Below are 11,956 nucleotides of genomic sequence, written 5' to 3'. Positions count from 1 at the left end.
GGCTTCGCCCCTACATACAATGCGTATCTGGCGCGAGTCTTCCGACCGAAGGGAGGGCGACTCGTGCCCAGCACAAATTCGTGCCCCTACAGGAGGAGTCTCCGACTCCGGGCCTTACTCAAATTATCTTCGTGCTCCCTAACATCTCAACACCAACGACCAAGCCACTCCCATAACGCATGCTACAAACGCCCCACAGCCAAACACCAAACACAAAACCCCACAGTTGCTACTATAACACCATATATGTATATTGCTAATACCCCAAACCCCGTTCCCCATGACCCACAACATCTTCACAAGCGCAGCCATCGCCTGTTGTTTAATAGCATGCACTCCACCCAAGCCCGCATCAGACAACCTACAGGATCGCATCAGCGCAATAGAAAAGAACCTCTTCGCCGCCGTAAGAATAGAAGGAGAGGGCCCCTGGACCGTAGAGCAGCGCATGGCCCATCACAAAGTTCCCGGCCTGAGCATCGCCGTGATCAGAAACTATCAGCTCGATTGGGCCAAAGCCTACGGATGGGCGGATCGCGACGAGCGACGCGCCGTAACCACCGAGACGGTGTTCCAGGCAGCGTCCATCAGCAAGTCATTAAACGCAGTAGGACTGCTGAAGTTGGCGCAGGATGGCAAGGTGGCGTTGGATACCGACATCAATACCTATCTCACATCCTGGAAGTTCCCCTACGATACAGCGTCAAACGGTAAGAAGATCACCATCACAAACCTGCTGTCACATACCGCGGGGCTCACCGTGCACGGCTTTCCGGGCTACGCACAAGGGCAACCGCTGCCGACCGTAGCCGACATCCTCGACGGAAAACAACCCGCCAATACAGAGCCCGTACGGTCTATGCGCGAGCCGGATCAGACATCGGTATACTCCGGAGGTGGCACAACGATCAGTCAGCTGGTCGCCATGGATGTCACAGGCCAGCCGTATGATGTTTTTATGGAACAAGCCGTGTTGACGCCCCTGGGGATGACCCATAGCTTCTATACTCAACCGCCACCGGCCGCGAAACAGGCGCAGTTAACGACAGCGTACCACAGCGATAGTACGGCCGTGGAAGGGAAATATCATATCTATCCGGAACAAGCCGCGGCCGGACTATGGACCACACCGACCGACCTGGCCCGGTATATCATCGAAACACAGCTGGCATTACAAGGCCGATCCTCGAAAGTATTGAACCAGGCCTACACGCAAAAGCGTCTCGAGCCCTATCGCGAAGCCGCAGGCTTGGGTGTATTTATTACCCATCGCGACAATGCCCGGTATTTTGAGCACGGAGGCGCCAACGACGGCTTTCGCTGTTTTTATACCGGCAGCTTCGAAGATGGCAACGGCGTGGTGGTCATGGTAAACTCAGACAATGGAGGGATCTTAAAAGAAGTGATCAACAGCGTAGCGGCCGTCTATCATTGGAAAGGATTTGCCGAAGAGCCACCCAGGAAGATCGCGAAGCTCGACCCGCAGCAGTGGAAGTCGCTGGAAGGCCGGTACACCCTGGCGGGCGAGCCCGGCGCACATTTGCAGCTGACAACCCGGGACGAAAAATTAATACTGAAGCAGGAGTGGGACGGCGGCGAAGTAGTGTTCGAGGCCGAATCAGACACCACCTTTTTCTGTAGGGATTTTCATTTCCCAATCAAAGTCACCAGGAAGGAAAATGGAGCGGTAACAGAATTCCTGGCGTTTGATAAAGATGTGTGGGCAAGGGTAAAATAAACGGAATAACATGAAAGACTTACAGCTTGTCATACGATGTTTCGGCGTGATCATCCTGGTAGGCACGTTCGCCTGCACGACGCGCGAAGAAAAGAAACACGACCAGATCCCATACCCCTCTCCACGCCCCGATACCGCGGCCCTTACTTTCCTGCAAGGTATCGTCTCGGGCGACTCGCTGGATTTTAACGCCGCCTTTTCACCCGATGGAAAGTCGTATTACTTTACGCGATCCATAAAAGGCCATTGGTACTCTACGTCACGCGGTATGACAGCACCTGGAACACACCCGGGCAGGTGCCGTTTACCGAGGCCGGCTACTCACAGGCCGACCCGGCATTCGGGCCGGATGGTACATTGTATTTTATCTCGAATCGCCCGAAGGATGCAACCGATACGATAGTGGACTTTGATATCTGGTTTGTAAGCCCGCAAGCGGAGGGATGGTCACCGATCCAGAACCTGGCGGCTGTCAACTCCGACAGTAATGAATATTATATATCCATCGCGCACAACAGCAATCTATACTTCGCATCGTCCCGCGTCGGCGGCCTGGGGCAGGAAGATATTTACGTGAGTGAGTATAGCGAAGGGAATTATGGCGAGCCGCGGAACCTCGGCCCGGCCATCAATTCGGAAAAGTCTGAATACGACCCCGGCATTTCGCCGCAGGAAGACGCGCTGGTATTTGCTTCGTCTAAGCGCAACGATACCTTTGGCGGCGCCGACCTTTACGGAGCCATACGCGACGAGCATGGTGACTGGAAGTCTGCCGTTCATTTTGGACCGGCGGTAAATACCGATGCACGCGAGTTTTGCCCTTACTTCACCCGCGACGGCGACTATTTCTTTTTCAGCAGTCAGCGCGATGTGAAGTGGATCGGCATCGAAGCAGTCCGGGCGGCGTTGCGTTAAAGATGCTTAGGAGCAACGGGAGCTTTGCGGAACCGCCCCCAGGCAACAAACGCCGACAGCATGGCAAACACCACATTAAAGCCGATCTGCGATCCCTCGCCACGTACAACGTGAAAGACGCTGGCACAGAACATCAGCACAACAACACCCACTGCGGCGATCGGCGTAAGCCGGGGCTGGATGCGCAGCAAGGCCGGCAGTATCAGACCCAGCCCACCCAGCAGGTCAACGATGCCCGTGAGCTTCAGCACAGCCACCGGCACCTCGGCGGCCCACGGCCACATCGCAGCGACTTCGTCTGCCGGTTGAAACAACTTGACGGCGCTGGCCCACAGAAGGGTGAATGATAATAATGCCTGCACAACCCACAGGGCAATGTGCAGGACTTTGGAAGGTTTGTGTTGATCTGTCATGATGATTGTATGATGGCCCAAAGGTATTGTATCTTTGCTTTCTCCTGGAAAGCACTATCCCTCGGGAAAGCGCTTTCCCGCAGGATAGTATTGGACAACGAACACCTATACACGCATGCTGACACGCGGAGGATGCCCCAGGAATATGATGTCGATCCGGGATGCTTTGGAGGCCCTGGAAGGAAAGTGGAAGCTCTTGATCTTGTTTTCGCTCGCCAACGGCCCGAAACGGTTTAAAGCGATCTCGAAAGAAGTGGAAGGGATCTCCGACAAGATCCTGTCGAAAGAGCTCAAGCACCTGGAGCTGAACGCCCTCATCACGCGGCAGGTATACGATACTTTTCCACCCACGGTAGAATATGCCATTACCCCGCACGGCCAATCGCTGGAGAAGGTCATGGAAGAGCTGCACTTCTGGGGGCTGGCCCACCGCAAGAAGATCATGGGCAAGTGATCGACGTTACTGATACGACTGTCGGTATTCCAGCGGTGAAAGATCGGTCTTGCTTTTGAAAAGCTTGTTAAACGACTGCGGATATTCGAATCCAAGACGATACGCAATTTCGCTGACCGAAAGAGGAGTGGTCGTCAGCAGCTCCTTGGCCTTGTCGAGCAGCTTATTTTGAATGTGTTGTTTGGTACTCTGCCCGGTGTGCGCGCGAAGCATGTCGCTGAGGTAATTGGGAGAGATGTGGAGCTGACCGGCGATGTATTGTACCGACGGCGGCCCTGCCTGCTGGATTTTGTCGCTGGCAAAGTATGCATCCAGCAAAGCCTCCAGGCGGGTAAGGATATCGTTGTTTGCCAGCTTGCGGGTAATGAACTGGCGATTGTAAAACCGGTTGGCATAGTTCAGCAACAGATCGATGTGCGATACGATCACATCCTGGCTGAACGCGTCAATGGACATGGCAATTTCGCGTTCGATGTTTGTCATCATATCGGCGATCATCTGCTCTTCGCTGTCCGACAGGTGCAGTGCCTCGTGTACCGCATACGAAAAGAACCCATACTCTTTTACACGCGAAGCCAGGGGATACGTCTGGAAAAAGTCGGGATGGACCATCAGCAGGTATCCCGATACCGGTGTAGCGCTGGGTACCTCGACGTGTGTGACCTGCCCCGGTGCTGTAAATGTCATCACCCCCTCGTTGAAGTCGTAGTATTGCTGCCCATACTTCATCTTGCCTTCAAAGTTCATTTTCAAGGCGATGCAATAGTAGCTATACGACGAGTACGCTTCCAGCGCATCGAGCGACGACAGCACGGCATCCAGGTGCACAACGCTCACCAGCGGATGCTTGGGCTTTGGCAAGCCCAGCATGCTGTGTAACCTCGGGATGGAATCGATACGCCGTGGCGTGATGGGAGTTCTTTTCATAGGCCTGGCCACCTTATCGTGGATCAAGTTAATCAATTAAGCCCATACCGAAGGCGTCATAGCGATCGCCCGTCGGAGTACCGAGCGGGATGATGTTTTCGAGTTTTACCAGGTCCTCGCTTGTCAAGGTGATACCGGCCGCGGCGATGTTCGCTTCCAGGTATTTCACGCGCTTGGTACCGGGAATAGGCAATGCGCCCTTTGCCATGGTCCACGCAAGCGCGAGTTGTGTACCGGCGATACCCTTGCGCTGCGCCATGGTCTCGATGGCATGTAACAGGTCGAGATTCTTCTGGAACTGCTCGCCCTGGTACTTCGGCAGGCCGCGGCGGAAGTCGTTTGTTGGAAGATCATCCGGCGTGCGGATCTGTCCGGACAGAAAGCCTCTGCCCAAGGGTGAATAAGCCACCAGGCCTATGCCCAGTATACGCAGCGTGTCGTTGATGCCGGCTTCTTCAATGCTGCGCTCGAACAACGAGTACTCGCTTTGTACCGCGCTGACCGGATGAACGGCATGTGCACGGCGAATAGTAGCGGACGAAACTTCCGACAGGCCGATATATTTTACCTTGCCTTCTTTCACCAACGCGGCCATGGCTTCCACCGTTTCTTCAATGGGTGTATTCTTATCAAGACGGTGCAGGTAATATAGATCGATGTAGTCGGTGCTTAGGTTTTTCAGTGAACGCTCGATCGATTTTCGAACATAGTCCTTCGTGCCATTGATGGTCCACGTCAGGTAGCCCTGGTCGTCAATCTCCCAACCGAATTTTGTAGCGATAACATAGCGGTCGCGTTGACCTTTGGTAGCCTTGCCTACAAGGCGCTCGTTAAGGTAAGGACCGTACATGTCGGCCGTATCCAGGAAGTTACCGCCGAGCTCGAAAGAGCGATGGATGGTGGCAATGGCTTCGGCTTCATTCGCCGGTCCATAGATGTCGTTCTCCAGAAGGCCGGTCATGCCCATGCAGCCCAGGCCGATAGCGGGGACAATAAGCCCCTGGCTGCCCAGTTCGATTTGTTTTGGTTTCATGATGCAAAGCTCGGCCCCGGCGTGCTTCCGCAACTATCCAAACCCCGGAAGTATGTATCCGGATCACAACTCCCACAACCGGGTTACATATGCCGCCCGAAAACGATATAGTGGCAAGATCCTCCGTTTTCGCAACTAAAACGCTATACATCTGTGCGATTGCTCTCCCTGCGCCAAAGACTGACATGTTTCCTGCTGCTTTTCCTGACCGGTACTCTTTCACACGCCCAGCGTGAGCTTTGGGGCACATCCATGGCGGGAGGTGACTACGGCAACGGATTTATATTCCGCTCCGACTCGATCGGCGACAATTTGCAGATCGTTCATCACTTTAATACCGGTGTCGACGGCGAAAACATCAGTGCGCTGACACTCGGCAGTAACAACAAGCTATACGGCCTGGCGGGTTCCGGAGGACCGGGCTCGACCGGCGTATTCAACAGCGGTACATTTTTCGAATACGACCTGGCTACCGATGCGTTTCGTATACTGGCGGCCTTCGGCCCCAACTTTACGCCCCTTCCGTTAACCCCCGCTACGCCGCGCGCGGAGGGAAAGCCCGTGCTAACAGAAATTCGGCCGGGTGTGTTGTATGGACTGCTGTGGCAGGGCAGCTACGTGTTTTCATATAACATGAATACAGGCGAGTTTACCCGGCCATTCATTCTTCCGACATACACCGGCGACGCCATGAATAGCACCCTACAGAATAAACTGAACCCCGGGTTCCATAAGCTGGGCAATTATTGGTATGCGACGACGTCCACAAACTCACAGTGTCCTGTCGGCAACCCCTATTCGGGTTCCGTCATGCGCATGGATGCCAACGGCAACGCCATTGCCGTACAGTATAAGGCCTCCTGCCTGGCCTCGGAAGGAGTTGGCTACGACGGCAATTTTGTCGAAGTGAACGGAAAGTTCTACGGAACGACAGGATACGGAGGAACCGAAAACCGCGGCGTGATCTACGAATTCAACCCCACGGCCACCACCTATACCAAGGTATACGACTTCGTCGGCTACCCGTACAGTTACAACGTACAGTCGCTGGTGTCGGTCGGCAACGGTAAGCTTTATGGAGCCGCCCACGGTGGAGGCGCCCCCGAAACAAATTCTCCGGCCGGTTGCGGTATATTATTTGAATTTGATATTGCGACGAAAGTCTTTGCGAAGAAGTATAACTTTACTCTTATTGGCCAGTCGATCTATGACCTGGGCGCCTTCCCCTCAGGCCTGATCAAAAGTACCAATAAAAAGCTCTATGGAGCTACCCAATACGGCGTCTTCGAATATAACCCCGCCGACGGTACAATGCGCACGGCAGGGCGCTTCAACGGCGTGGGCTTTGCGCCATCGCTCATACAGATTTGTCGCAAGCCTGCCTACACACCGCTTGAACAGACGACCTATACCGTGTGTGCCGACGCCCCCTTTACGCTCAATCTTGGCAGCTCCAATACCACGACTGCCACGTGGGCGCACAACGGCGTACCGGATGATAAACAGACGTCGACTACGCTGCAGTTCCAATCCTTCACATCTGCCCACGCCGGCACATGGGTCTGCTCCCTGACGAACGAATGCGGCACGACAGTGTCCCAGACGATCACCCTGCAGGCAGGCTCTCCAGGGCAGCCTGTCATCACGGCGAGCGGACCGCTTGCGTTTTGCGCAGGCGGAAGCGTGACACTCTCCGCGCCGGAAGGATTTAACTCCTATCACTGGAACAACGATGCTACCGCACGCGAGATCCGGGTGGAGGAAGACGGAAGTTATACCGTCACCGTAGACAACGGCTGCCCGAGCCCGCCGTCGGAAGCAGTAACCACCGTCGTACATGCTCTACCCGACGCACCGACATTAACAGAAGATGCCACCGGCTCAACGCTGACAGCCTCCGGCAACGTCGATACGTACGTATGGCGGCTGAACGATGTCACCCTCGAGACACACGCCGCCACTATTGACGCGACAGCCCCCGGGCTCTACACGGTATACAGCATAAGCGACGCCGGATGTATGTCCGCTGGCTTTGCAGCCCGGCAGGTTGTTATTACCGGCATGGAAGAGGCCTCCAACAAGGTGCTGAAGGCTTATCCCAATCCCAGCAAAGGTGTACTGCAGATCAAATCGAGCAACGCCCTACGGGGTGCCGCCACGGTGTCGGTAGTCAATGCGCAAGGAACCGTCTTGCATGTGCAGATCATCATCCTGACAAAAGACCCTACCATGATCTCGCTGGAACATCTTCCCGCGGGTCTGTATAATCTGGTGATCCGCAAAGACGCCACGGTCCTGGTAAAAAAGATTGTAATTCGATAGCGTCGAAGCTTGACCAGCTGGCGTAGGCGCAGGTTCAAGCACCGCGAGCCTGTTTGCTGGCGCAAGTTTAAGCGAAGCGGAACTTGTGCCGGGAACTGTCGGCAGTTTGTAACTGCCGTATTCCTCCCTGGCGGCCACGTCAGTCGATAGATCGGCCATGAACAAAGTCGATTGCACCGAAACGGTATAGCTATAAATTCTGGTCTCTTGATTTTCTGCTACAGTCTCCTTCATCGTGTAGACAAATCGTGCGTCAGAATATTGAACACCGCTCTGTTCACTCTTCACAGCGTTGGACGGCACACTTTCCGGCGCTGTCGCGATATCCACAGCCGGCATCTCATCTTCACCGCTCCCGCCATTCCCCCCGGCCTCGCCAGACGTCCCATCCTTTCCGAGTAGCGCCATGATCTTCGCCGCGCCAAAGCGTGGTACTTCTCCGATCTCGCCATGCCGGCGAAAGGCGCCATACTCAATCCCGATAGACAGCATCAGCGTCCACGCATCATCCGGAGGAAGCGCGGCGCGCATCGCGAGCTCCAGCGTGGTGCTTTCCATTCCTTCCAGCGAAGGATTCCAGTCCGTCGAAACGCTGATCGAATTGTACGCCCGGCTATACCATGTTGGCGGCAGGTATTCTTTGGACGGCACATCATACGTTACATCGGGCACGATCCCCAACGTGACGGTCAGGCGGAACATAGCGTGGTTGTTCTGCGGAAAATAGTTAATATCGCGGAGCAGCTCGGGAAGATCGATGCGTGCCGAACGCGTTTGCCGATCCAGCGTATAATATATAGGGGCGCGCACGATCGAGTCGAAGGCCGGCGCTTTTTGCGTGGTGGAGAAACCTTCGAGCAGACGCGTATGTTCGGAGAGCGTGATCCGGCGGCGCCCCCATTCGCTGGTGCCGTCGCGCAGCTGTACCTGGCGCATGACGCTGTTGATGTCGCTGCCGAAATTATAGTCCGTGAGGTGGCGGAGCTGGATCAACGCCTTTCGCACGTAGCTGCCATGACGCGAGCAACCACCGAATTCCGACATCGTACGACGCGTGTTTAGAAAGTTGGCGGCGGTTTTTACTTTTTCGCCGCTCGGGCCGCCTTTACGCCGCACAACGATCTTGTCGACGCCGCGCATGCGGTAGGCGCTTAGCATGTCCAACTTACCGGTAAAGACGAATGGTCCTTCGAGAAAAGGCATAATCGATTGGTTTTAAGGGTAACGAGAGGGTTTTAGACAACATCAAGGTTAACAACGGTGTCTGCTTCGAATATACGAAAGAGTGGATAGCTTCGTTTATACTGTATAGAATAAATTTTGGAAGGAAGAGAATTTACATAACATATTCAATATTTATATAATTATTGGATATCTATTGAAATAGGCTTACTGAACTATTGGATATCTATTGGATATATTGGAATTTGAAGTAAGTTATACCGGATTTTTCAGGGATATTGGGGAAACCCGGCCATACTGGGCACGGCGCGCCTACTTCACTGACGTTGACACCTGCGTCGGTGTTGTGCATTTAGCGTGCGGATCACCGGTGCGCCTGGCATACTTTACAAGTGCAGTGGTTCATAGTAAAATGCCGTGCACCAACTACCTTCCCGTTTTTTTTGTCGGCCACTTTAAATATTTCATTAAATAGAGTGTCCTCGGATTTCTCCAAATATCTTCTTATGGAGTAGCTGCAGACATCGGCAAGTTGTACCATGCTGGTTAATTGGGAATCCACAAAAAGCGGTGTTTCGATTATGTTGTGGATGTCGGTCTAAAAAGTGCCATGCCGATGAAATGTCTTCATTAAGTGGGTATGGTGCTTATTTACGGTTTCATTATTGTCGTGTATTAACAATCCGTACTGTTTGGATATTGTTGACTTCGAGTAAATCTTAAGGTAATACTCAAATCTTGAAACTAATGCTCAAAGGCTTGCTCGTCGACTGACAACTTAGCGATAGCGGGTTTGAAATGTGTTTTATCTACACATTCGGCAAACAATCGGCAGAACGACCAACTACCTATGAGTTTGGCAATCTCCAGAACAAATTGCTTACGTTCATCTAACGTCAGGTGAATGTCGTCCCTGGTGTGCCGATAATTCTTTTTAGTTTTATGGTACTGCTTCTGTGTCTTCGCTGTTTGCAATCTTAATAGTTCTGATTTCCTATATTTCTCTACCTCGTACTTCCGGGTTGCTTGATCGAGAGTTTCGAAATCCTCAATTTTAGATTGCTCAAGAATAGGCCATAGCATCCAACCGGTATGTATCTCGGTGTCGTTTAAATAATATTTAGCTTTTACCCTTTGGACTTCCATTTCACACTGTTTCCATTTGGAGACAGGGATTGAAAGTCCCGCTAAAACATAATGAGAAGTGTTGCCAGGGATATCCCGCGTGCCGGATTCGTCGATGTAGCAAAAGATCATAGATAACGGGGCGATTACAAAAAAAAGCGACTGGTTTTAGGGATAAATCCCGTAATGAAGACGCTTAGCGACTCCTACCAGACGCAATACAAAGTAACAACATCGGCTGGTGAAAAGAAATAAAATAAATGGTAAAATTTTGGGGAAATGGGTGTCAGTCTCGATGCTCGGGGCATAGGATCAGGATTAAATGTTGCGAATTCTCCTGGAAGGGAATTTAACGTAGGCTTATTATTAGGTAGACGATTCCGGAGAGGGTCAATACAATGATCCAGGTCAATAGTTCGCCTTTGAGTCCGGCCAATAAACCTTTATATAATCTCTCTAGCATAGATTGAATATACGAATTTTGGCAGACAAAGTTCGGCTAACAGCCGCGGGCTAATTTATTTGTGTGCCTTTTTTATTAGAAGGCTGATTACGCTAAGAAGTTTTCGAAGAAACATCGATTTTCCCTGGCTTTCCAAAGGCGTTCTGGTAAGTCGCAATTCCTGAAGCATTCTTTGTACGCACATTATGACCTTGCTCGGAGTTCCAACGGTCTTGCAACAGTCACGTGTATTGCGCCTACTTCACCTCCCGCGTAAAACAAGCGATCGTGTCCACCTCGCCCTTCAAATTCCGCATCGGTGCGTAGCGCGATACGATCTGCAGCGTATGCCCATTCACCTGTGATGTGTCGGCATGCTCGAACTCTTCGCCGGCAAACGTGCGGTCGTAGCGTTCCTTGTGGGCGGCATGTGCTTCGGGTTGTAAGATCGAGAAGAAGTCGAACCCTTTCTTGATCTTCACGCCCATCTGTTGCAGGCGCTCTGCAAAACGGGTATTGAACGTGTCGATGCGGTATCGGCGGTCGAGGGTAAAGATGGCGTCGCCGGAGTGGTTGATGAGCTCGTGGAAGTAATGTTCGCGTTCGGTCATTTCGTTCATGGCGCGCACCATTTCGTCTTGCTGGGCGTTGAGCTCTTCCATGTTCTGGCGCATCTCTTCTTCCTGCGACTTCAGCTCTTCGGCTTGTTGTTGCGATTCGAGCAGCGTGGCTTCGGTCTTCTTCAGCATGGCGCGGTGCTCGGTAATGTCGCGTGCGATCAGGCTTACGCCGATGATCGTGCCGGCGGTGTTGCGCAGCGGGTTGTAGGTTACGTGGAAGTCGCGGTCGAAGTGATGGCGCAGCGGCTCTTCTACGTGCTCACCGGCCAGGGCGCGCAGGTAGGGTTGCTTGAACTGCTCTTCGCGGCCGGGCGCCATCTTCAGCAGGCTGTTGCCGGGGTCGACGGGCACGCCGTAGCGCGAGAACAAGGTGCGGAAGGCTTTGTTGGCGACCAGGATCTGGAAGTTGGGGTCGACGGTAACGATGCAGTCGTCGATGCCCTCGATGATCTCGTTATAGTATAGCTGGCTGTCGCGGGCGCGTTGCATCTGGCGCGATACTTCTTCCTGCGTGGCGACGAGCTCTTCCATGTTCTGGCGCATTTCTTCTTCCTGCGACCGGAGCTGCTCGGCCGCTACCTGGCTGTCTTGCAACAGCGTGCGGGTGCGGCGCGCCGTGCGGGCGCTGGAGTAGAGGGCGGCGATATTCTCGGCAATTTTTTTGAGGAACTCGATTTTATAAGACTCCACGGCGCGGAAGGAGGCCAGCTCCAGTACGCCGACAATCTCGCGGTCCAGCAGGAGGGGTACGATCACCACGCAACGGGGTGTGGCGTCGCCCAGGC

At 53.4% G+C, this 11,956-nt stretch carries 10 protein-coding genes; 4 read left to right on the top strand and 6 right to left on the bottom strand.

The annotated features are described in order from the left end of the window. The first annotated feature begins 280 nt into the window (after nt 1-280). Together KK078_RS29805 and KK078_RS29800 are read left to right on the top strand one after the other, a co-directional pair. A complete protein-coding gene (locus KK078_RS29805; protein ID WP_254094593.1) occupies nt 281-1,738 on the top strand; it encodes a serine hydrolase domain-containing protein in 1,458 nt (485 codons plus the stop codon). A gap of 246 nt (nt 1,739-1,984) precedes the next feature. Continuing rightward, nucleotides 1,985-2,653: a TolB-like translocation protein gene (locus KK078_RS29800; protein WP_254094591.1), complete on the top strand. Its 669-nt coding sequence runs from the start codon at nt 1,985-1,987 to the stop codon at nt 2,651-2,653. Here KK078_RS29800 and KK078_RS29795 read toward each other — a convergent pair. Continuing rightward, a complete protein-coding gene (locus KK078_RS29795) occupies nt 2,650-3,066 on the bottom strand; it encodes a DoxX family protein (protein ID WP_254094589.1) in 417 nt (138 codons plus the stop codon). The two genes, KK078_RS29800 and KK078_RS29795, sit on opposite strands and share 4 nt — an antisense overlap. Before the next feature lie 115 nt (nt 3,067-3,181). Between KK078_RS29795 and KK078_RS29790 the strand changes: the two genes are divergently transcribed. Then, nucleotides 3,182-3,520 carry a winged helix-turn-helix transcriptional regulator gene (locus tag KK078_RS29790; RefSeq protein ID WP_254094587.1) on the top strand — a complete coding sequence of 113 codons (339 nt, stop codon included), beginning with the start codon at nt 3,182-3,184 and terminating at the stop codon, nt 3,518-3,520. A 6-nt stretch (nt 3,521-3,526) separates the two neighbouring features. Here KK078_RS29790 and KK078_RS29785 read toward each other — a convergent pair whose 3' ends face one another. Together KK078_RS29785 and KK078_RS29780 are read right to left on the bottom strand one after the other, a co-directional pair. Continuing rightward, nucleotides 3,527-4,447, bottom strand: coding sequence for a helix-turn-helix domain-containing protein (locus KK078_RS29785; RefSeq protein ID WP_254094585.1), 921 nt, complete (start codon nt 4,445-4,447; stop codon nt 3,527-3,529). A gap of 28 nt (nt 4,448-4,475) precedes the next feature. Continuing rightward, complete coding sequence (locus tag KK078_RS29780) at nt 4,476-5,480, bottom strand: aldo/keto reductase (protein WP_254094583.1); 1,005 nt, start codon at nt 5,478-5,480, stop codon at nt 4,476-4,478. Between the two features lie 153 nt (nt 5,481-5,633). On the opposite strand from KK078_RS29780, the gene KK078_RS29775 reads away from it, so the two are divergent. Beyond that, nucleotides 5,634-7,802 carry a choice-of-anchor tandem repeat GloVer-containing protein gene (locus KK078_RS29775; RefSeq protein ID WP_254094581.1) on the top strand — a complete coding sequence of 723 codons (2,169 nt, stop codon included), beginning with the start codon at nt 5,634-5,636 and terminating at the stop codon, nt 7,800-7,802. Between the two features lie 1,546 nt (nt 7,803-9,348). On the opposite strand, the gene KK078_RS30910 is transcribed toward KK078_RS29775, so the two are convergent. The 3 genes from KK078_RS30910 to KK078_RS29765 all read right to left on the bottom strand — a co-directional run. Further along, nucleotides 9,349-9,564, bottom strand: a complete 216-nt coding sequence (locus KK078_RS30910) for a DUF3800 domain-containing protein (RefSeq protein ID WP_394370601.1) — start codon at nt 9,562-9,564, stop codon at nt 9,349-9,351. A gap of 164 nt (nt 9,565-9,728) precedes the next feature. Continuing rightward, nucleotides 9,729-10,241: a DUF3800 domain-containing protein gene (locus tag KK078_RS29770; RefSeq protein ID WP_254094579.1), complete on the bottom strand. Its 513-nt coding sequence runs from the start codon at nt 10,239-10,241 to the stop codon at nt 9,729-9,731. Between the two features lie 567 nt (nt 10,242-10,808). Beyond that, a partial coding sequence (locus KK078_RS29765; RefSeq protein ID WP_254094577.1) for a PAS domain-containing protein occupies nt 10,809-11,956 on the bottom strand: 1,148 nt, incomplete at its 5' end.

The sequence above is a fragment of the Dawidia soli genome, assembly GCF_018598185.1.
In the GTDB taxonomy this organism is placed as follows: domain Bacteria; phylum Bacteroidota; class Bacteroidia; order Cytophagales; family Cyclobacteriaceae; genus Ohtaekwangia; species Ohtaekwangia soli.
The sequence above is the reverse complement of the archived record's forward strand: the minus strand, read 5'-3'. Positions and strand labels throughout refer to the sequence as shown.

Coding starts and splice junctions, on each gene's coding strand:
- KK078_RS29805 (WP_254094593.1), top strand. CDS start 281: ATGACCCACAACATCTTCACAAGCGCAGCCATCGCCTGTTGTTTAATA.
- KK078_RS29795 (WP_254094589.1), bottom strand. CDS start 3,066: ATGACAGATCAACACAAACCTTCCAAAGTCCTGCACATTGCCCTGTGG.
- KK078_RS29790 (WP_254094587.1), top strand. CDS start 3,182: ATGCTGACACGCGGAGGATGCCCCAGGAATATGATGTCGATCCGGGAT.
- KK078_RS29785 (WP_254094585.1), bottom strand. CDS start 4,447: ATGAAAAGAACTCCCATCACGCCACGGCGTATCGATTCCATCCCGAGG.
- KK078_RS29780 (WP_254094583.1), bottom strand. CDS start 5,480: ATGAAACCAAAACAAATCGAACTGGGCAGCCAGGGGCTTATTGTCCCC.
- KK078_RS29770 (WP_254094579.1), bottom strand. CDS start 10,241: ATGATCTTTTGCTACATCGACGAATCCGGCACGCGGGATATCCCTGGC.